General features: G+C 68.7%; 17 protein-coding genes. 9 read left to right on the top strand and 8 right to left on the bottom strand.

All coding sequences use genetic code 11. From position 1 onward, the window contains the following. Positions 1-3 precede the first annotated feature (3 nt). The 3 genes from clpS to B9N97_RS16045 all read left to right on the top strand — a co-directional run bounded on the left by clpS (position 4) and on the right by B9N97_RS16045 (position 3,679). A complete protein-coding gene (clpS, locus tag B9N97_RS16055; RefSeq protein WP_014246998.1) occupies positions 4-330 on the top strand; it encodes an ATP-dependent Clp protease adapter ClpS in 327 nt (108 codons plus the stop codon). A gap of 8 nt (positions 331-338) precedes the next feature. Continuing rightward, a complete protein-coding gene (clpA, locus tag B9N97_RS16050; protein ID WP_085088317.1) occupies positions 339-2,654 on the top strand; it encodes an ATP-dependent Clp protease ATP-binding subunit ClpA in 2,316 nt (771 codons plus the stop codon). A gap of 236 nt (positions 2,655-2,890) precedes the next feature. Next, a complete protein-coding gene (locus B9N97_RS16045; RefSeq protein WP_085090604.1) occupies positions 2,891-3,679 on the top strand; it encodes an NAD kinase in 789 nt (262 codons plus the stop codon). A 6-nt stretch (positions 3,680-3,685) separates the two neighbouring features. Here B9N97_RS16045 and B9N97_RS16040 read toward each other — a convergent pair whose 3' ends face one another. From B9N97_RS16040 to B9N97_RS16030, 3 genes are all read right to left on the bottom strand, one after another. Beyond that, positions 3,686-4,873, bottom strand: coding sequence for a PP2C family protein-serine/threonine phosphatase (locus tag B9N97_RS16040; protein WP_085088314.1), 1,188 nt, complete (start codon positions 4,871-4,873; stop codon positions 3,686-3,688). A 10-nt stretch (positions 4,874-4,883) separates the two neighbouring features. Continuing rightward, a complete protein-coding gene (locus B9N97_RS16035; RefSeq protein WP_085088312.1) occupies positions 4,884-5,711 on the bottom strand; it encodes an ATP-binding protein in 828 nt (275 codons plus the stop codon). A gap of 83 nt (positions 5,712-5,794) precedes the next feature. Then, the gene (locus B9N97_RS16030) at positions 5,795-6,109 is read right to left on the bottom strand and encodes an STAS domain-containing protein (RefSeq protein WP_085088309.1); all 315 of its coding nucleotides are present in this window, start codon (positions 6,107-6,109) and stop codon (positions 5,795-5,797) included. Positions 6,110-6,465: 356 nt separating this feature from the next. On the opposite strand from B9N97_RS16030, the gene B9N97_RS16025 reads away from it, so the two are divergent. The 3 genes from B9N97_RS16025 to B9N97_RS16015 are packed head-to-tail and all read left to right on the top strand — an operon-like array spanning position 6,466 to position 12,997. Beyond that, entirely contained in the window at positions 6,466-8,898 is a 2,433-nt protein-coding gene (locus B9N97_RS16025; RefSeq protein ID WP_085088305.1) for an ATP-binding protein, read from the top strand. After that, on the top strand, positions 8,895-11,606 hold the full coding sequence (locus B9N97_RS16020; protein ID WP_085088302.1) for an ATP-binding protein: 2,712 nt from the start codon (positions 8,895-8,897) through the stop codon (positions 11,604-11,606). Before B9N97_RS16025 ends, B9N97_RS16020 begins: the two co-directional genes overlap by 4 nt. After that, positions 11,603-12,997, top strand: coding sequence for a DUF1329 domain-containing protein (locus B9N97_RS16015; protein ID WP_085088299.1), 1,395 nt, complete (start codon positions 11,603-11,605; stop codon positions 12,995-12,997). The genes B9N97_RS16020 and B9N97_RS16015 overlap by 4 nt, the downstream gene beginning before the upstream one ends. A 30-nt stretch (positions 12,998-13,027) precedes the next feature. On the opposite strand, the gene B9N97_RS16010 is transcribed toward B9N97_RS16015, so the two are convergent. Then, positions 13,028-13,654, bottom strand: coding sequence for a general stress protein (locus B9N97_RS16010; RefSeq protein ID WP_085088296.1), 627 nt, complete (start codon positions 13,652-13,654; stop codon positions 13,028-13,030). Positions 13,655-13,726: 72 nt separating this feature from the next. Further along, positions 13,727-13,885 (bottom strand): hypothetical protein, encoded by a 159-nt coding sequence (locus tag B9N97_RS35660; RefSeq protein ID WP_167393317.1) that lies wholly within the window; start codon positions 13,883-13,885, stop codon positions 13,727-13,729. Between the two features lie 110 nt (positions 13,886-13,995). Between B9N97_RS35660 and B9N97_RS16005 the strand changes: the two genes are divergently transcribed. The 3 genes from B9N97_RS16005 (at position 13,996) to B9N97_RS15995 (ending at position 16,656) form a co-directional block, all read left to right on the top strand. Next, complete coding sequence (locus B9N97_RS16005; RefSeq protein WP_085088293.1) at positions 13,996-14,559, top strand: ankyrin repeat domain-containing protein; 564 nt, start codon at positions 13,996-13,998, stop codon at positions 14,557-14,559. A 42-nt stretch (positions 14,560-14,601) separates the two neighbouring features. Continuing rightward, complete coding sequence (locus B9N97_RS16000) at positions 14,602-15,585, top strand: CobD/CbiB family cobalamin biosynthesis protein (RefSeq protein ID WP_085088291.1); 984 nt, start codon at positions 14,602-14,604, stop codon at positions 15,583-15,585. A 141-nt stretch (positions 15,586-15,726) separates the two neighbouring features. Further along, complete coding sequence (locus B9N97_RS15995) at positions 15,727-16,656, top strand: DMT family transporter (protein WP_085088288.1); 930 nt, start codon at positions 15,727-15,729, stop codon at positions 16,654-16,656. 4 nt (positions 16,657-16,660) lie between these two features. Here B9N97_RS15995 and B9N97_RS15990 read toward each other — a convergent pair whose 3' ends face one another. The 3 genes from B9N97_RS15990 to htpX all read right to left on the bottom strand — a co-directional run bounded on the left by B9N97_RS15990 (position 16,661) and on the right by htpX (position 19,470). Then, on the bottom strand, positions 16,661-17,380 hold the full coding sequence (locus tag B9N97_RS15990) for a hypothetical protein (RefSeq protein WP_085088285.1): 720 nt from the start codon (positions 17,378-17,380) through the stop codon (positions 16,661-16,663). Positions 17,381-17,406: 26 nt separating this feature from the next. Next, on the bottom strand, positions 17,407-18,339 hold the full coding sequence (locus tag B9N97_RS15985; protein ID WP_085088282.1) for a DHH family phosphoesterase: 933 nt from the start codon (positions 18,337-18,339) through the stop codon (positions 17,407-17,409). A gap of 111 nt (positions 18,340-18,450) precedes the next feature. Continuing rightward, positions 18,451-19,470: a zinc metalloprotease HtpX gene (gene htpX, locus B9N97_RS15980; RefSeq protein WP_085088280.1), complete on the bottom strand. Its 1,020-nt coding sequence runs from the start codon at positions 19,468-19,470 to the stop codon at positions 18,451-18,453. Between the last annotated feature and the right edge of the window lie 13 nt (positions 19,471-19,483).

The raw sequence follows: 19,483 nt of genomic DNA, 5'->3' as shown, positions 1-19,483 counted from the left end.
ACCATGGCCGACTCTGACAAGCAGGGCAACGACGGCACGAACAGCGGCGTGGTCGTAAAGGCCAAGCCGAAGACCAAAAAGCCGTCGATGTATAAGGTCTTGATGTTGAACGACGATTATACTCCGATGGAGTTCGTCGTTCTCGTTCTCGAACGCTTCTTCAGCAAATCGCGGGAGGAAGCGACCCAGATCATGCTGCATGTGCACCGGCGGGGTGTGGGGTTGTGCGGCGTGTTCACCTACGAGGTGGCGGAGACGAAAGTCACGCAGGTGATGGACTTTGCGCGCCAGAACCAGCATCCGCTGCAATGCACGTTAGAAAAGGATTAGACCCACACATGCTGTCGCGTAACCTGGAACAGACGCTGCACCGAGCCCTGGCCCACGCGAACGAGCGCAGGCATGAATACGCGACGCTCGAACATCTTTTGCTCGCGTTGACCGAAGACTCCGATGCTACTGCCGTCTTGCGCGCTTGCGGGATCGACCTCGACCGTCTGCGCGCGGAACTGTCGGATTACCTCGACAACGAACTGGCGAACCTTATCACGAACAGGCCTGATGATGCCAAGCCGACGGCTGGTTTCCAACGGGTTCTGCAGCGTGCGGCCATCCACGTCCAGTCGTCGGGACGTGAGGAGGTGACGGGAGCAAATGTGCTCGTTGCCTTGTTCTCTGAACGCGAGAGCCATGCGGTCTATTTCCTGCAGGAGCAGGAGATGACCCGGTTCGATGCGGTCAACTACATCTCTCACGGAATCGCGAAGGCTCCGGGCCGCTCGGAAACAAAGCGTGTCTCGGGCGCTGACGACGAGGCGGCGGCGGAGAAGGTCGTGAAAAAAGGCAGCGAAGCGCTAGAGGCGTATTGTGTCAACCTGAACAAGAAGGCGTCCGGCGGGAAGATCGATCCGCTGATCGGCCGGGAGCAGGAGGTCGAACGGACCATCCAGATCCTGTGCCGGCGGTCGAAGAACAACCCGCTCTACGTCGGCGACCCCGGTGTCGGTAAGACCGCCATCGCCGAGGGCCTTGCCCGCCGCATCGTCCAGCAGGAAGTGCCGGAGGTGCTGCGCAACGCCACCATCTTCGCGCTCGATATGGGCTCGCTGCTGGCAGGCACCCGCTATCGCGGCGATTTCGAGGAGCGGCTGAAGGCCGTCGTGTCGGAACTCGAGGCGACGGAGGGGGCCATTCTCTTCATCGACGAGATCCACACGGTGATCGGCGCCGGCGCCACCTCGGGCGGGGCGATGGACGCCTCGAACCTGCTGAAGCCGGCCCTGGCGTCGGGTTCGCTGCGCTGCATCGGGTCGACCACCTACAAGGAATACCGCAGCTACTTCGAGAAGGACCGGGCGCTGGTCCGCCGCTTCCAGAAGATCGACGTCAACGAGCCGTCGGTCGAGGATGCGGTGAAGATCCTGCAGGGCCTGAAGCCCTACTACGAGAAGCACCACAAGGTCACCTACACCAACGACGCCATCCGCGTCGCGGTGGAGCTGTCGGCCAAGTACATCGGCGACCGCAAGCTGCCCGACAAAGCCATCGACATCATCGACGAGGTCGGTGCGGCGCAGATGCTGCTGCCGGAGAACAAGCGCCGCAAGAAGATCGGCGTGAAGGACGTGGAGGCGGTGGTCGCCAAGATCGCCCGCATCCCGCCGAAGTCGGTCAGCCGCGACGACAAGGAAACGCTGCTGAACCTTGAGCGTGACCTGAAGACCATGGTCTTCGGCCAGAACAAGGCGATCGACGCGCTGGTGTCCGCGATCAAGCTGGCCCGCGCCGGCCTGCGCGAGCCGGAAAAGCCCATCGGCAACTACCTGTTCACCGGCCCGACCGGTGTCGGCAAAACCGAGGTGGCCCGCCAGCTCGCCATGACGCTGGGCATCGAGCTGACCCGCTTCGACATGTCCGAGTACATGGAGCGGCACACGGTGTCGCGCCTGATCGGCGCCCCTCCGGGCTATGTCGGCTTCGACCAGGGCGGCATGCTGACCGACGCCATCGACCAGCACCCGCACTGCGTCCTGCTGCTGGACGAGATCGAGAAGGCCCATCCGGATCTGTTCAACATCCTGTTGCAGATCATGGACCACGGCAAGCTGACCGATCACAACGGCAAGATCGTCGATTTCCGCAACGTCATCCTGATCATGACCTCGAACGCCGGGGCCGCCGACATGGCCAAGCCCGCCATCGGCTTCGAGCGTGACCGCCGGGTCGGCGAGGACATCGAAGCGGTCGAGAAGATGTTCACGCCGGAGTTCCGCAACCGCCTGGACGCGATCATCCCCTTCGCGCCGCTGACGCAGGAGGTCATCAACCGCGTCGTCGACAAGTTCATCATGCAGATGGAAGCGCAGTTGGAAGACCGCGGCGTGTCCATCGAGCTGAACGACGAGGCGCGCGAGTGGCTGGGCAAGAAGGGTTACGACCCGCTCTATGGCGCCCGCCCGCTCGGCCGCGTGATCCAGGAGTACATCAAGAAGCCGCTGGCGGAAGAGCTGCTGTTCGGCAAGCTCAGCAAGGGCGGTCTGGTCAAGGTCACCGTCAAGGACGACAAGCCGGCCTTCGAGTATGCCGAAGGCAACCGGCCGAAGCGCACCTCCGGCGACGACGACGAGGAGATGGTGTCGGAGATGGTCGAGTAACCTCGGCCGATCCGTCCCACGCCGCTCGTTCCACATGGTAAAAAAGGGGGCCGTCCGCGGCCCCCTTTTTCCATTGCGCGACAGGCGGATGCACTCATTTGCATCGCTTCGTCACCGCGCGAAACTTTTGCGCGACTGCCGGACTGCGCTATGGTCGCGGCATGACCGATCCCGTCGCCATGCAGTCCGCCGCTGCGCCCGCCCTTCCCCACTCCGCCGATGCCCAGGCGCCCCTGATGCCCGCGCCCGACGCGCTGCGCATCGCCTTCGCCTGCGCCGATACCGACGAGGCGCGGGCGGCCCGCACGCGGCTGGTCCACCGCTACGGCAACGCCACCGCGGACGAGGCCGACGTGATCGTGGCGCTGGGCGGCGACGGCTTCCTGCTGGAGACGCTGCACCGGGCGCTGACCCGCGACCGCCAGCGGCCGACGCCGGTCTACGGCATGAACCGCGGCTCGGTCGGCTTCCTGCTGAACGTCTACCGCGAAGAGGATCTGGCGGAGCGCATCGTGGCGTCCCAGCATGTCCATCTGCACCCGCTGCGCATGGTGGCCACGCGGGTCAATGGCGAGCGGGTGGAGGCGCTGGGCATCAACGAGGTGTCGCTTCTGCGCGAGACGCGGCAGGCGGCCAAGCTGCGCATCACCATCGACGGGGTGGTCCGGCTGCCGGAGCTGATCTGCGACGGCGCCCTGGTTGCGACGCCGGCCGGCAGCACCGCCTACAATCTGTCGGCCCATGGCCCGATCGTGCCGCTGAACGCCGGCGTGCTGGCCCTGACCCCGATCAGCGCCTTCCGTCCGCGGCGCTGGCGCGGCGCCCTGCTTCCCCATGCCGCCCACATCTGCTTCGACGTGCTGGAGGAGACCAAGCGCCCGGTCAGCGCCGTCGCCGACTTCACCGAGGTGCGCGAGGTGCTGCGGGTCGAGGTGCAGGAATGCCGCGACGTCGGCCTGACCCTGCTGTTCGACCCCGAACTGAATTTCGAGGAACGCATCCTGAAGGAGCAATTCGCACCCTGACGCCCCCTATGCCCGTCTGGCGACCCAGACGGCGGTCAGATCGTCGCGCAGCGGCAGGCTGGTGCGGGCATAGAAGCTGTCCATCATCGGACGCAGCGGATGCTGACGGTCGCGGGCCAATCCGTCGCGGACGAAATTGGGCACCGCCTCTTGCCCCAGTGGGCCGCACTCGTCGCCGCCGCATTCGATCAGGGCATCGCTGTACAGGAACAGGAAGCCGCCGCGCGGCAGGCGATGGCTCTGGTCGACATACTGCGCCCGGCGCGATGCCCCCAGCACCAGCCCCGCCGAATCGAGCAGGCGGATGTCCGGCGCGTTCCCCCTGGTGGCGGGCGGCGTCCCCAGCACCGGGTTGGGCGAACCCGCCGCGGCGAAGGTCAGCGTGTCGATGGCAAGGTCGAGGATGCCGAAGAAGGCGGTGGCGAACTGCCCGGTCGGCAGCACGTCCTTCAAGGCGGCGTTCAGTTGCGCCAGCCATTGCGACGGCGCCATGTGCTGCATCGGGAAGCGGTCGATCAGCGTGTGCAGGCGGAAGGTGTTGATCGCCGCGGTGATGCCGTGCCCGGCGAAATCGACCATCAGCAGCCCCAGCCGCCGGTCGCCCAGCGGGTAGAGGCCCCAGAAATCGCCGCCAAGCTCCGACGACGTCTCGAAATGCGCGTCCAGCGTCAGGCCGTAGCGGTCGGCCACCTCGGCCAGCCGGCGGTTCTCCGGCAGAAGCGAGGTCTGCATGGCGCGGGCATGCGACAACTCGCGCTGGACCCGCTCGCGGAAGGCGGCAAGGTCACCGAACAGCTTGCGCTTCTCCAGCTGGTGGCGGACGCGGGCCACGCATTCGCCCGGCTTGATCGGCTTGGAGATGAAGTCGCTGCCGCCGGCCTCGAAACAGCGCACCTGCTCCTCGTCGCTGTCCAGCGCGGTCTGGAACAGCACCGGAAGCTCCTCGTGGGTGGAATTGCGGCGCAGCGCCTCGCACATCTCCCAGCCGTTCATCACCGGCATGTCGACGTCGAGCAGGACGAGGTCTGGACGGAAACGGTCGACGGCCGCCAGCCCTTCGCGGCCATTCTCGGCGAAGGCGATGTCGGTGATGCCGGCGCGGCGGATCACCAGGGCAAGGGATTTGCGGTTGAATTCGTTGTCGTCGACGATCAGGACGCGGCAGTCCGACAGCGACAGGGCAGGCCCGGCCATGGACGCTCCGTCAGCGGTCGAACTGCAGGACGGTGCAGCGCCCGCCGTCGGTCACCGTCACCCGGGAGGCCAGCGTGCGCATGAAGACGAAGCCGCGGCCCGACCGCGCCCTGTTGCCGCTGACGGCCGGAGCCAGTTCGGTGTCGAAGCCGCCGCCCTGGTCCACCACCGCGATGGCGATGCTGCGCTCGTTCCAGCGGCAGAAGATGTCCAGCCTGCGCCGCACGACGGCGGGATCGCCCAGCCGGTCGCGCATCATCTCGCTGAAGCGGCGGTAACCGCCCGGCTCCCCCTTCACCGAGCTGGAAAGGCCGAGATTGCCGTGGACGATGGCGTTGGCCACCGCCTCGTGCAGGCAGAGTTCGACATTGGAACGGCGCTGCGGGTCGAGCGCGCCCCGCCGCACCAGTTCGTCGCAGACCAGCACCGGACATTGCAGGCCATAGGCGCTGCCGGTGGTCAGCGACAGGTAGAATCCGGGCAGGTCCGGATGATCCGCCGCCGGAGCGCCCGACCAGTCGTCCAGCAGGGCCGCCGCCTCGTCGGCCCCCTCACCCAGTTCCACGGTCAGGAACGGGCCGCGGTCGAAGGCGGCGCGCAGCCGGTCGCGGTCCGCCCGGTCCATCAGCAGCGTTTCCACCACAGGTTCGCGTGGCGGTTCGTTCTGCCGCGCGCCCGGTGCCGCGGAGACATCCGCCGGAAGCTGGTCCGCTCCGCCGAAGCGCGCGGCCACGCGGGCGGCCATATCGGCAGGCACCCGGTCGCGCAGCAGGCTGAAGCCACGCAAAGCCGCGTCGGCCGGAGGCTCGGCCCTGCGGTCGTGGTGAGCGGCGTCCATGCGGCAAACTCCCATCGGACGGAAACCGGCAGGCGGGCGGGCGGGATCGGATCGGTCCGTCCCCGCAGTTCGAATTCAGCCGCTCAGGGCTCGATGGTGATGATCTCGCTCAACCGCGCGAGTTCGATCGACCGCCTGACGTCTCCCGCCGGGCCGCTGACAATCATCTTGATTTCGCGGCTCTCGGCCTCTTCCTGAAGGATCAGCAGCATGCCGAGACCGGCGGAGTCGATGAACTCCAGCGCCGACATGTCGATGACCAGACGACGCCTGCCATTCCCCGCCATCTGGTCCAGCAGCTCGACGATGTCGGGTATCTTGTCGTGGTCGGTGAACTCCAGGCGGCCCGTCAGCCTGACGTCGGTCGCATCGCCTGTATTGGTCGTCTTGAAATCCATAAATCCCCTCAACCGGTCCACAGCCCTGGCCGCATCCATACGAATGCGCGCGAAACCCAGGCATATTGCTTATGCACAGTAGTGCATTCCGCCATCTTGTCTCAAGTGCCGATGCTGAGACTGTGCAGCATTTCCCCGGAGCGGCGTCACCGCATCCATGGACTGCCTCGGGATTCACCCCCATGGACGGGTTACGCGCAACAGAGTAGAACATATCCGGGAAGGCACGCGCGCCGCGTGCCGAACCGGCAGCGCCGGCTCCAGACACACCAGCCGCGGACGTCCACCGCCGGGCACCGCCCGTTCCGCACGTCCCGTCCAACCGCCCTTACCCAGAACCTCCGGAACGGCAACGCATGACCAGGATCGCTGAGGCGTGGCGTTGTGTCCCGACGGTATCGGCCAAGTTCCTTCTGATCCTCGTGCCGAGTCTGGTGGTCACCGTCTCGCTGTGTTCCGCCCTGTTCTATTACGACCGCTACAAGGATCTTCAGGCCGGGCTGCGGGAGAAGGTGGCGGCCATCGCCGACGTCAACGCGGCGGCGCTGACCAACAGCCTATGGACCTTCGACGTCCCGGCGATCCGCAACGTCATCCAGGCCATCGGCGCCAACCGGGAACTGGTCTGCGTCGAGGTCAGCGACGATCTGGCGGAGGGGCGGTTCGTCTGGCCGGGATCGGACTGCCCGGCCGCCGACGACGCCCTTGTCGAGCGCCGTGCGATCCGGGTGCAGAACCTCCAGGTCGGCACCCTCACGCTGCATTACAGCCAGGACGTCGTGCGCGAACAGCTGCGGCAGGAGGTGATGAACACGGCGGCACTGCTTCTGCTGATGCTGGCCGGCACCATCGCGGCGGCGCTGGCGGCGTTGCGGCTGACGGTGGGGCGGCCGCTGGGGCGGCTGATCGCCTCCATCCTGGAAGCGGAGCGCGGCGGCGGGCACGAGCCGGTGGACTGGGGCGCCGCCGACGAACTGGGCCGGGTGATCCAGGCCTACAACGCGATGCTCGCCCGGCTGGGGCAGGAGGAGGCCGCCCTGCGCAAGAGCGAGCAGCGGCTGGCGCTGGCGATCACCGCGACCCGGTCCTCCGTCTGGGACTATGACCTGCACACCGGGCATTATTGGTGGTCGAAGGAATTTCCCGCCCTGCTCGGCTATGGCTCCAGCGAATTGCCGATGACGGCGGCGACCTGGTCCTCGCTGCTGCACCCGGACGAGGCGGAACGGGTGATGGCCGAATCGCGCCGGCGCCTGCGCGATCACGCCATGGCCTACACCGCCGTCTACCGCATGCGCCGGCGCGACGGGAAATGGGCCTGGATCGAGGATCGCGCCACCGCCCAGCGCGATGCCGACGGCCGCGCGCTGCGCCTGACCGGAACCATGTCCGACGTCACCGAGCGGGTGCGGGCGGAGCTGGATCTGGCGCATGAACGCAACGTGCTGCAGGTGACGCTGGACAACACCGACCAGGGCATTATCAAGGTCGACGGCGACGGGCGCGTGGTGACGGCCAACCGCCGGGCCGCGGAACTGCTGAACATCGCGCCGGAGGTGCTGTCCGGCAACCCCCGCTTCGCCGACATCGTGGCGATCCAGCGCCGCCAGGGCGAGTTCGGGGAAATGGGCGACGATCCCGACCTTTATCTGAGTTTCGGGACCGGCCTGGGGGGTGCGGGCCTGGGAGGCAACGGTCTGGGGGCCGCCGGAGCGGGGTCCGACGACGGATTCGGGATTCCGCTGGGCGAGCCGGCGGGGATGATCGACCAGCCCTTCACCTTCAAGCGCCGCCGCCCCGACGGCCGCATCGTCGAGGTGCGCACCAACCCCCTGCCGGAGGGCGGCTTCGTCCGCACCCTCACCGACGTGACGGTGGAGGCGCGCTCGGCCGAGGAGATCTTCAATGCGATGCAGGAGCTGGAGCGCGCCTACGCCGACCTGAAGGAGACCCAGGCCAGTCTGGTCCAGGCGGAGAAGATGGCCTCGCTCGCCCTGCTGGTCGCCGGCGTCGCGCACGAGATCAACACCCCCATCGGCATCGCCTTCGGCTGCGCCACCCACCTGTCCGGGCGGACGGCGGTGCTGGCCGACGCGTTCGAAGGCGGTACGATGAAGAAGTCCGAACTGGCCGCCTATGTCGCCACCGCCGGCGAATCCTCCCGTCTGATCGAACAGAACCTGACCCGCGCGGCCGAACTGATCCAGAGCTTCAAGCGCGTCGCCGTCGACCAGACCAGCGAGGAGCGGCGCCGCTTCGACCTGCTGGCCTATCTGGAGGAGGTGGTGACCTCGCTCGGCCCCACCCTGCGCAAGAGCCGCCACCGCGTCGCCATCGCCTGTTCGCCCGGCATCGTGATGGACAGCTTCCCCGGCGCGCTGAGCCAGGTGGTGACCAATCTGGTGATGAACGCGCTGACCCACGCCTTTCCGGCCGACAGCAAGGGACACATGGTCATCGACGTGGACGAGACGGCGGACGGCGAGGTGGAAATCCGCTTCGCCGACGACGGCGTCGGCATCGCCGCCGAGAACCTGCCGAAGGTGTTCGAGCCCTTCTTCACCACGCGGCGCGGGTCGGGCGGCAGCGGGCTGGGGCTGCACATCGTCTTCAATCTGGTGACGCAGTCGCTGGGCGGGCGGATCTCGGTTGACAGCGTTCCCGGCGATGGAACTACCTTCACCCTGCGCATCCCGAAGACCGCAGCAGCCGCCTCGCCCCCCACAGCTTCGCTCACGACGACGCCCGTTTCGCTGGAGCCCGCATCGCAGGAGAAGGAACCCGCATGAGCAGCGGCGCCTACGACGACGACGAGATTCTGTTCGCCGACGAGGAGGCGGACGGCGCCGCGGCCGGGCATGGCGCGGTGGCGGCGGCGCGCGCCGCCATCGTCGACCCGGCGGCGGCGCCCTGGCCAATCCTGGTGGTCGACGACGAATCCGACGTGCATTCCATGACCGGGCTGCTGCTGGCCGACGTCACCTTCCAGCGGCGGCGGCTGAACCTGATCAGCTGCTTCACCGCGGCGGACGCCCGCAACGTTCTGGAACACCGGCGCGATATCGCCGTGATCCTGCTGGACGTGGTGATGGAGGAGGACGATTCCGGCCTGAAGCTGGTGCGCTGGATCCGCGACGAGCTGGGCAACCGCGACATCCGCATCATCCTGCGCACCGGCCAGCCGGGACAGGCGCCGCAGCGCGACGTGATCGTCGATTACGACATCAACGACTACAAGCCCAAGGCCGACCTGTCGGCCGAAAGCCTGTTCACCGCGGTGATCGCGGCCCTGCGCGCCTTCGACCAGATCCAGTCGATCGAAACCCGGGTGGCGGAGCGCACGCGCGAGCTGCGCGAGAGCCGCGAGCAGGCGGAAGAGGCGACCAGGGCCAAATCCGCCTTCCTCGCCACCATGAGCCACGAGATCCGCACGCCGATGAACGGGGTGCTGGGAATGCTGGGCCTGCTGGAACGGACCGACCTGGACGAGCAGCAGCGCGACACCGTCGGCACCATGCGCGAATCGGCCAACGCCCTGCTGCGGATCATCGACGACATCCTGGACTTCTCGAAGATCGAAGCCGGGAAGATGGATCTGGAGCGGGTGGCGCTGTCGGTGCCGGCCCTGGTCGAGGGGGTGGCGGAAACGCTGGCGCCGGCCGCCGGGGGCAAGGGGCTGACGCTGCTGACCTATGTGGACCCTGCGATTCCGCAGGCGGTTTTGGGCGATCCGGTGCGGCTGCGCCAGATCCTGTTCAATCTGGCCGGCAACGCCATCAAGTTCACCGAGGCGGGCCGGGTCGTGCTGCGCGCCGAACTGGAGCCGCCCGGCGCACAACACGGCGCGGCCGGGCCGCTGCTGCGCATCGCCGTGTCCGACACCGGCATCGGCATCGCCGAGGACAGCTGCCAGCGCCTGTTCCAGCCCTTCACCCAGGCCGAAAGCTCCACCACCCGGCGTTTCGGCGGCACCGGACTGGGGCTGTCGATCAGCCGGCGGCTGGCGGCGCTGATGGGCGGCGAGATCGGGGTGGAGAGCAAGCCCGGCGAAGGCTCCACATTCTGGCTGCGCCTGCCGGCGGACCGCGCCGCGGGGCCGGCGTCGGCGGAGGACGGCCAGGACGCCATCGGGCTGGACGGGCTGACGGTCCTGCTGGGGGTGCCCGACGACATGGAGCGCGGCTTCCTCGCCCGCTATCTGGAACAGGCCGGCGCCCGCGTGCTGCCGGCCGCCTCGCCGCCCGAACTGGCGGCCCAGGCCCGCATCGCGCGGGAGGCCGGCTGCGCCGTCGGAGTGGTCGCCATCGACGAGGCGCTGCACATCCCCGCCGCCGCCTGCGCACCGGAAGAGCTGGGCCGCCGCAGCGGCGAGGCCCGGCCGCCGGTGGTCCTGCTCTGCCACGAAACCGGCGGAAAGCCCGGTCCCGACTCCCTCCCCGGCACGCGGGGGGCGGAGCCGGGCACGATGGTGCTGAGCCGGCCGTTGCGCCGGCTGGTGCTGCTGCGCGCGGTGGCCATCGCCGCGGGGCGTCTGTGCCCTTCCCAACCGGCGGCCCAAACCGGTTCCGACCGTTCCCCGACGGCGCAGTCCTCGACCAGGGCCGGGCGCGGCCAGACCGGCCCGGCAAATGGTCAGGGGGCACCCACCGTCGAGGAGGCGATGGCCCAGGGGCGGCTGATCCTGGTGGCGGAAGACAACCCGGTGAATCGCAAGGTCCTGCAGATGCAGTTGCAGGCGCTGGGCTATGCCGCCGAGATGGCGCCGGGCGGGGCGGAGGCGTTGGAGGCGCTGGACGCCATGCGGCAGGGCCGGCGCCGCTATGCCATGCTGCTGACCGACGTCCAGATGCCGGAGATCGACGGGTTCGAACTGACCCGTCAGGTCCGCAGCGGCGAGGCGTCGGCCGGCGCGGGCAGCCGCCTGCCCATCGTCGCCATCACCGCCAACGCCGCACCGGCCGACATCGAGAGCTACCGCGCCGCCGGAATGGACGATGTGCTGAGCAAGCCGTTGGAACTGTCGCAACTGGCGGTGACGCTCGCCCGCTGGATGCCGCCGGCCCCGGCCGATGCCGCGATGCCCGATGCGGCACCGGCGCCTGTGCCCACCGCCACCGCCGCCACCGCGGCCGGCAGCGCCGCCTTGGTCGACCTCGGCAATCTGCGTGCGCTGTGCGGCGGCGATGCGGCGATGCTGGCGGAACTGCTGAACGATTTCGTCACCATCGGCCGTGGCGTGCTTGCCGACCTGGGGACGGCGCTCGGCAACGGCGACCGCGATTGGGTGCGGGCCTGCGCCCACAATCTGAAGGGCTCCTCCCGCAATGCCGGCGCCAAGCCGCTGGCGGAGGCGGCCCGCCTTCTGGAACAGGCCGCCAGCGAAGGCGCCCCGCCCGACCGTCTGGCGGAGGCGGCCGACCGGCTGCGCGACAGCTTCGCCGCGACCTGTGCCGCCATCGAACGGGACCTTGCCGGAACGGAGCGGTCAACGGCATGAGTGATCCGATGGATTTCCGGCCCGATTTCCGACCTGACCGGCGGGAGGCCCTGGGTCTGCTGCTGGGGGCTGCCGCCACGACCGCCGCACCATGCGCCTTCGCCCAGGACGCTCCGCCTGACGTCGGCATGCCGCGGCTGGGCGAGGAGTTGACGCCCTTCGGGGCGGTTCAGGCCGGCAACCGCACGCGGGCGATCCCGCGCTGGACCGGGGGGCTGACCACCGCGCCGCGCGGCTATGTGCCCGGCCGGCCGCCGCCCGATCCCTACATCGAGGATGTCCGCTGGTTCACCGTCGGCGCCGCCGATGTCGAGCGCTACAAGGTCCGGCTGACCGCCGGGCAGCAGGCGCTGCTGGCGAAATATCCGGAAAGCTTCGAACTGGCGCTGTTCCCCTGCCACCGCAGCGCCGCCGCACCGCAAAGGATCTATGACGCATCACTCGCCAACGCCGACCGCGCCAATCTCGGCGACAACGGGCTGGCGTTGCACGACGCGTCGGTCGGCGTGCCCTTTCCCATCCCGGCCAACGGCGTGCAGGCGATGTGGAACCACAAGCTGCGCTGGCGCGGCGGCAGCGTGGCGCGCACCAGCCTGACCGTGGTCCAGTCCGGCGACGGCAGCCGTTCGACGACGAAGCTGCGGGAGGAGTTCGCCTCCCCCTATGCCGACGGCGACATGGCGGCACCGCCGCTGCTCTATCGCCGCACCATCCTGGAACCGAGGGAGCAGGCCGGCAGCAGCCTGATCCTGCAGGGGACGCTCGATCCCATCGCCGCGCGCACCCACGCCTGGGCGCGGGAGGGGGAGCGCGGCCGTGTGATGAGGGCTCCCGACTTCGCCTATGACACGCCGGACCCGGTGACCGGCGGCATCTGCACCGCCGACATGCTGGACATGTTCAGCGGCGCGCTCGACCGCTTCGACTACACGCTGGTGACGCGGCGCGAGATGTATATGCCCTACAACGCCTACCGGCTGTCCAACCCCGGCCTGACGATGCGGGACATCCTGTGGCCGGGCCATCCCAACCCGCAGTTCCTGCGCTATGAGATGCACCGGGTCTGGGTGGTCGATGCCCGGCTGAAGCCGAATTTCCAGCACGCCCTGCCCGACCGCACCTATTACCTGGACGAGGACAGCTGGCAGATCCTGGCGTCGGAACACTACAACGGCAAGGGCGACCTGCTGCGCTACGCCGAGGCGCACCCGGTGCAGCATTGGCAGGTTCCCGCCCTGGTGCCGGCGGTCGAGTTCGCCTTCGACCTGACCGCCGACCGCTACACCGCCCGCGGCCTGGACAACGGCCTGCCCCCGCCGGAGTTCGGTGCGCCGCTGACGCCGCAGGATTTCACCCCCGACGCCCTGGTCCGCCGTGGCCGGCGGGGCTGACGGATCCCCAGCGCGATCAATCCGGAACGATCACTCGGATCCGGTCTGGCGGACCTCGTGCACCTCGGCCGGATGGGCGGCATGGCGGTTCAGGACCTCCAGCGCAATGCGTTCACGGGCGGCGTCGCCGACATTGACCCAAAGCAGGATGCCGCCCTTGTCGAGTTGCTGCAGCATCGGCTCGTTGCGCTTGTCGGTGATCCATTGCGACAGGAAGGATCCGGCCGCGCCGCTGCCCACACCGGCCGCCGCGGCAGCCGCGGCGGCGGCAAGCGCCGTGCCGCCGGTGGCCAGCACCGCGCCGGTGGCGATGATCGCCCCGACATAGGCGGGGAAACCGACCGCAGCGCCCTTGCCGCTGCCGACATCCTCCGGCGAGATGTAGGACTGCCGCGGTGCGTCGGGGTCATGGGCGAGGCTGCCGACATCGCCGGGAACGCCGCCCAGACGGTCGCGGATCGTCTCGTCATTGGCCAGCACGCTCAGCTCGTGGCGCTGGAATCCGGCCAGGGACAGGTCGTCGATAGCGCTCTGCAGGGCCTCACGGCTGTCGAAGACCGCCACGGCCTCGCGCACCGCAGCATTGGTGTCTCCGGTGTCTCCCGTCCAGGCGCTGGAATCGATCGTGGTCGGGTTCTGGTCGCGGCTCTCGATCATGCCTCCACCCCTTCGCTTCGCAGGAAGTCCGAACAATCCGGATCCAACCGCAAATCGGGCGTAAGGTTCCGCTCAGGGTCGCGATGATGTGGCCGATGATGAGGCAGGTGGCGGCACAATCCCGCGCGGTTCCGGCATGGCGCCCAGGAACCACCACAGCCCCAACCCGATCAGCATGGCCTTCACCAGCAGGAACAGCGCGATGTGGCGGGCCAGCGGATTGTGGAGCATGAGCTTCAACCTGTCGACGCAGCAGGCATGGAGATGAATGCCGATCTGGCAAAAGCACCGGTCTTTTGGCTAGTATCCGGCACCCCTGCTGTCAAGGAAGGATACCCGCCATGAAGCGGCTCCTGCTCGCCACCCTGTTCGCCGCCGGCCTGTCCGCCGGCTCCGCCGCCCCGGCCCTCGCCCAGATCAGCCTGTTCCAGGACACCGGACTGATGCAGGCGGTCAACGACGGCGACGTCGCCAAGGCGAAGGGCGCCCTGTTGCGGGGCGAGAACCCGAATCAGTCCGACATCCACGGCAAGACCGCCCTGCTGGCCGCCGTCGACCGTTCCAGCCCGGCAATCGCCAAGCTGCTGCTGGACAGCGGCGCCAACGTCAACCGCGCCGACAAGGCGGGCAACACCCCGCTGCTGGCCGCGGCGGAGAACGGCAATCCGGAGCTGATCGACCTGCTGCTGAAGAAGGGCGCCAAGGTCGACATGGAGAACCGCGAGGGCATGACCCCGCTGATGGTCGCCGCCCGCAGCGGCCGGGCCGACGTGGTGGAACGGCTGCTGAAGGCCGGGGCGCAGGTCGACCGCTCCGACTTCACCGGCCGGACCGCGCTGAACTGGGCGCAGGACAGCCGCAACGCCCGCGTCGGCACGCTGCTGCGCCAAGCCGGCGCGCGCTGATTCGCGTCCGCTGGCGGTCGGACACTACCTCGCGGAGACCTCATGTTCGGTTCGGCCTTTGGCGGTCCCGGCCCGCTGCTGCTCCTGCTGCTGGCGCTGGGGATCGACGCGCTGTTCGGCGACTGGCTGGACCGCATCCTGCCCGATCCGGCGGGGCTGGCGCGGCGCTTCTGCAACGCCGCCGATGCCCGGCTGAACCGGGCGGAGCGGGGAAAGTCGGCCCAAGTGATCCGCGGGGCTCTGGTGGTGCTGGCGCTGGTGCTGATCGCAGTGGCGGCCGGGCTGCTGGTCGAATGGATCGGCTCCATCGGCCGCGGCTGGATGGTGGAGCTGCTGGCCCTGCTCTGCGGCCTGCGCGGCCGGGCCGCCTGGACCCGCATCCGCGCGGTGCGCCGCGCCCTTGAAAGCGGCGGTGTGGTGCCCGGCCAGGAGGCGATCCAGTCGCTGACCCGCCGCCATGTCTACGGCCTGGACGAGCACGGCATTGCCCGCGCCGCGGTGGAGGCCGCCGCCCGCGCCTTCGACCGCAAGCTGGTGGCGCCGGTTTTCGGCTATGCCCTGCTTGGCGTGCCGGGGCTGTTCGTCTGGACCGCATTGGACGGCGCCGACGCCGCGCTCGGCAGCCCCGGTGTCCGCCATGGCCGCTTCGGCCTGACGGCGGCGACGCTGGACGACGCGCTGAACGCCCTGCCCGCCCGGCTGGCCGGACTGCTGCTGGCGCTGGCCGCGCCCTTCATCGGCACCGCCAAGGCCGGCGCCGCCCTCCGCGCGCTCAGCCGTGATGCGCGCAAGCACCCGTCGCTGAACATGGGCTGGCCCATCGCCGCGATGGCGGGCGCGCTGGGTCTGGCCCTGGGCGGGCCGCACCGCGACGGCGGCGTGGTCATCACCGAGAACTGGATCGGCGACGGCCGCGCCCGCGCCACCCCCGCCGACATCGGGCGAGCGCTCGCTTTATCGGCGGTCGCGGCATTGCTGCTGGTCGGGCTGGTGGCGCTGCTGCTGTGGGGCGTGGCGGGGATTTAGTCACCGCCGGACAGCCCTGCGCATAGGGCACGGCAATGTCACGCCTTTGGCAAGGCATCGCACCTCGGTCGCCCATATACTAATATGGCAACCTTGGGGAAAAGCGGGGCCATGGGGACGGGGGAGACGACGGCTGCGGGGATGCGGGCCAGTCCCGGCAATGCGGCGCAGGTGGAGCGATCCTTGCCGGAGCATTCGTTGGCCGAGCGGCGGGCCGGCCGGGCCGGCATCTTCTGGATGATCCTGACCACGTTGCTGTTCGTCACCCAGGACGCCACCACCCGTATCCTGGCCAAAAGCTATCCGGTGATGGAGGTCGCTTGGGCGCGGTTCGCGGTCCATATGTTGCTGGTCGGCATCGTGGTCGCGTGGCGCAGCCCGCATCTGATGGTGTCGCACCGCCTGCCCCTGCAGCTTGTCCGCTCCTGCCTGCTGCTGGCGACCACCCTGCTCGCCGTCCTGTCTTTGCGCAGCATCACCTTTGCAGAGGTGCAGGCGATTGCCGCTGCGGCCCCGGTGTTGGTGACGGCGCTGTCGGTGCCCTTGCTCGGCGAGAAGGTCGGTTGGCGGCGCTGGGTCGGCGTGCTGGCCGGCATGGCCGGTGCGCTGCTCATCGTCGGCCCGGTGGGCGGAACTTTCCAATGGGCGCTGGCCCTTCCGCTGGGCGCAGCCTTCTGCAACGCGCTGTACCAGATCGCGACGCGCAAGCTGAAGGGTGTCGATTCGCCGACCACCACCATCTTCTACACCGGCATGGCCGGTACCGTGGTCTGTACGCTGGCCCTGCCCTTCAACTGGGTGACGCCGGACCTGAACGGTGTTGCCCTGATGGTGCTGTTGGGAACGCTGGGCGGCATCAGCCATTTCTGCCTGATCCGTGCCTACAGCGCCGCGCCCGCCGCCACCGTGGCGCCCTTCGGCTACACGACACTGGTTTGGGCGGCGGTCTATGCGCTGATGCTGTTCGGTGAGGATTTGCGCCTGTCGACGATCGCCGGCACGATCATAATCGTCGGCAGCGGCGTCTACATCTTCTATCGGGAGCAGACGCGGGCGCGCCAGGCATCTTGAGCCGTCAGGCCGCCTGCGGCCCGACATCCTCCACCATGTAGAACGGCCCCCGCCGGTCGCGCTCCACCCGCAGGATGAAGCGGCTGATCCCGCCGGCCTTGATGGTCCAGAGGTCGTCGCCGTCATCCAGCGGACGAAGCTCCAGCTCGTCCGGCACCGGCGCCTCGCCAAGCCGTTTCAGGATGCGGTCGGCGCGGGTGCGGTCGATGGATGGCAGGCTTTCGGCGGCGCGGGCGTCGAAGCGGTCGCTCTTCACATAGCGGGTGCCGGCGCCCTGGATCGGGCTGGACGGCCGGCCCGGCTGCAGCCGCGCCCGTGCCGCCATCAGGCGCCAGCGCGCGATACCGCAGGCCTGCACCGCCGCGGCATGGACGGCGGCGACGCGCTCGATCAGGTCCGGGAACAGCGGCATCAGTTCGCGCCGCTTGTAGGCGACGCGGCTCATCAGGTCGTGGATCGAGCGTTCGGCGGTCGCGGCGGCGTCGGGCAGTTCCACCGTCTCCGCCGCCAGCAGGGCCGGGATGGCGTCGAGCGCCGCCCCCCTCACCAGCGCGTCGATGCGGGCCAGCGCCGCCGCACCGGCCGCGTCGGTGCGGGCGATGGCGTCGGCCACCACCGGGCGGGCGCGGTCGAGCGCCTCGTCCCTCGGCACCTCGTCGGACAGGGCGGACAGCCAGCCGGCGTCGAACAGGGTGCCGTCGGGGAAGGGAGGAAAGGCGCTCAATCGCTCAGGATCCGGTCGGTGGCGTGTCAGCCGTCCGCGCGCATGCGGGCGACGATGGCCTCCAATACCTCTTCGGCCCGGTCGTTGTCGACCTGACAGGTGCCGGCCGCCTGATGGCCGCCGCCGCCATACTGCAGCATCAGCGGGCCGATGTCCGTCTTCGAACTGCGGTTCAGGATCGACTTGCCGCAGGCCAGAACGGTGTTCTGCTGCTTCAGGCCCCACAGGACGTGGATCGACACGTTGGTGTCGGGGAACAGCGCGTAGATCATGAAGCGGTTGCCGGCATAGATCGTCTCCTCCTTGCGGAGGTCGAGCACGACGACATTGCCGCGCACGGTGGCGCAGCGCTTCAGCTGGTCGACGAACAGCTCGGCATGCTGGGTGTAGAGCTCCACCCGCTCCTTCACATCCGGCAGTTCCAGGATCTGCGCGATGGAGTGGGTGCGGCAGTAGTCGATCAGGTCCATCATCAGCTGATAGTTCGACACCCGGAACTCGCGGAAGCGGCCCAGGCCGGTGCGCGCGTCCATGATGAAGTTCAGCAGGGTCCAGCCGGTGGGGTTCAGGATGTCGTCGCGCTGGTACTGCGCCGAGTCGGCCTGATCGACCGCCTGCATCATCTCGTCGGAGATGGTGGGGAAGCGCTCCTTCCCGCCATAGTAATCATAGACGACGCGGGCGGCCGACGGCGCCTTGGGGTCGATGATGTGGTTCGGCTTCTCGCCGACGCGCATGGTCTCCGACAGGTGATGGTCGAACACCAGATGGGCGCCTTCGACATAAGGCAGGTTGGTGGTGATGTCGCGGCCGGTGATCTCGACCTTGCCGTCCTGCATGTCCTTGGGATGGACGAACTTGATCTCGTCGAGGATGCCCAGCTCCTTCAGCAGGACGGCGCAGACGAGCCCGTCGAAGTCGGACCGGGTAACGAGGCGGTATTTCGCGGCGTCGGACATGCAAACTTCCCCTGGCGACCGTCATGGTTGAGCGCGTGCCGGAAGGGTAGTCGCCTACCCCTTCGGCGCGCAATGCTTTACCAGAGGATTGTTGCTGAGATCAGCCCCGGATCAGCCCCACGGGCCGCGGCGGTTCTGCGGCATGAAGCCGCCCTGCCCGCCCTGATTGCCGCCCTGCGGCGGCGCACCCCAGGGGGAGCGGCCGTCGCGCGGCGGGGCGGTCCGGCCGCCGCCAAAGCCGCCACCGAAGCCACCGGTAAAGCCGCCGCTCTGGGGCGCCATGGCGCGCAGCCGCGCCACCCGCTCGCCCATGTCGGGGTGGGTGGAGAACAGGCTGGCCATGCTGGCGCCGCTGAGCGGGTTGGCGATGAACAGGTGGGCGGTCGCCGGATGCGCCTCCGCCTGATAATTGGGGATATGGTTGGCGCTGTTGTGGATGTTGGTCAGGGCATCGGCCAGCCAGTTGGGACGGCCGCAGATCTCGGCACCGATGCGGTCGGCCTCGAATTCGCGGGTGCGGCTGATCGCCATCTGCACCAGCGTCGCGGCGATGGGGGCGAGGATGGCGGCCAGGATCGCACCCACCATGCCCAGCGGGTTGCCGCCGCGCTCGTCGTTGCTGGAGCCGCCGAAGAACAGGCCGAAATTGGCGAGCATCGACACCGCACCGGCGATGGTCGCGGTGATCGTCATGATCAGGGTGTCTCGGTTCTTCACATGGGCCAGCTCATGCGCCATCACGCCGGCGATCTCCTCCGGCGTCAGGCGCTGCAGCAGGCCGGTGGTGGCGGCGACCGCCGCATGCTCCGGGTCGCGGCCGGTGGCAAACGCGTTGGGCTGGTCGTTCTGGATGATGTAGACGCGCGGCATCGGCAGGCCGGCGCGCTCCGCCAGCCGGGCGACGATTCCGTGGAACTCCGGCGCCGAATAGGCGTCGACCTCGCGGGCGCCGTACATCGACAGCACCATGTCGCCGGAATTCCAATAGCTGAACAGGTTCATGCCCAGCGCGAAGACGAAGGCGATGATCAGGCCGGTCTTGCCGCCCAGCAGGAAGCCGACCGCCATGAAGATCGCCGTCAGGCCGGCAAGGAGAATGGTGGTCTTCAGATAGCTGGTCATGATCGCCATATCGGTTCAGGAT

This window comes from Azospirillum oryzae, from assembly GCF_900177515.1.
Lineage (GTDB): Bacteria > Pseudomonadota > Alphaproteobacteria > Azospirillales > Azospirillaceae > Azospirillum > Azospirillum oryzae_A.
This window is presented reverse-complemented; position numbering and strand designations above follow the sequence as displayed.

Excerpts from the sequence above, each read along its gene's own strand:
- clpA (WP_085088317.1), top strand. The coding sequence starts at position 339 with ATGCTGTCGCGTAACCTGGAACAGACGCTGCACCGAGCCCTGGCCCAC.
- B9N97_RS15985 (WP_085088282.1), bottom strand. The coding sequence starts at position 18,339 with ATGTCCGACGCCGCGAAATACCGCCTCGTTACCCGGTCCGACTTCGAC.
- B9N97_RS16020 (WP_085088302.1), top strand. The coding sequence starts at position 8,895 with ATGAGCAGCGGCGCCTACGACGACGACGAGATTCTGTTCGCCGACGAG.
- B9N97_RS16030 (WP_085088309.1), bottom strand. The coding sequence starts at position 6,109 with ATGGATTTCAAGACGACCAATACAGGCGATGCGACCGACGTCAGGCTG.
- B9N97_RS16015 (WP_085088299.1), top strand. The coding sequence starts at position 11,603 with ATGAGTGATCCGATGGATTTCCGGCCCGATTTCCGACCTGACCGGCGG.
- B9N97_RS35660 (WP_167393317.1), bottom strand. The coding sequence starts at position 13,885 with ATGCTCCACAATCCGCTGGCCCGCCACATCGCGCTGTTCCTGCTGGTG.
- B9N97_RS16035 (WP_085088312.1), bottom strand. The coding sequence starts at position 5,711 with ATGGACGCCGCTCACCACGACCGCAGGGCCGAGCCTCCGGCCGACGCG.
- htpX (WP_085088280.1), bottom strand. The coding sequence starts at position 19,470 with ATGGCGATCATGACCAGCTATCTGAAGACCACCATTCTCCTTGCCGGC.
- B9N97_RS16045 (WP_085090604.1), top strand. The coding sequence starts at position 2,891 with ATGCCCGCGCCCGACGCGCTGCGCATCGCCTTCGCCTGCGCCGATACC.
- B9N97_RS15995 (WP_085088288.1), top strand. The coding sequence starts at position 15,727 with ATGCGGGCCAGTCCCGGCAATGCGGCGCAGGTGGAGCGATCCTTGCCG.
- B9N97_RS16025 (WP_085088305.1), top strand. The coding sequence starts at position 6,466 with ATGACCAGGATCGCTGAGGCGTGGCGTTGTGTCCCGACGGTATCGGCC.
- B9N97_RS16040 (WP_085088314.1), bottom strand. The coding sequence starts at position 4,873 with ATGGCCGGGCCTGCCCTGTCGCTGTCGGACTGCCGCGTCCTGATCGTC.
- clpS (WP_014246998.1), top strand. The coding sequence starts at position 4 with ATGGCCGACTCTGACAAGCAGGGCAACGACGGCACGAACAGCGGCGTG.
- B9N97_RS16000 (WP_085088291.1), top strand. The coding sequence starts at position 14,602 with ATGTTCGGTTCGGCCTTTGGCGGTCCCGGCCCGCTGCTGCTCCTGCTG.
- B9N97_RS16005 (WP_085088293.1), top strand. The coding sequence starts at position 13,996 with ATGAAGCGGCTCCTGCTCGCCACCCTGTTCGCCGCCGGCCTGTCCGCC.
- B9N97_RS16010 (WP_085088296.1), bottom strand. The coding sequence starts at position 13,654 with ATGATCGAGAGCCGCGACCAGAACCCGACCACGATCGATTCCAGCGCC.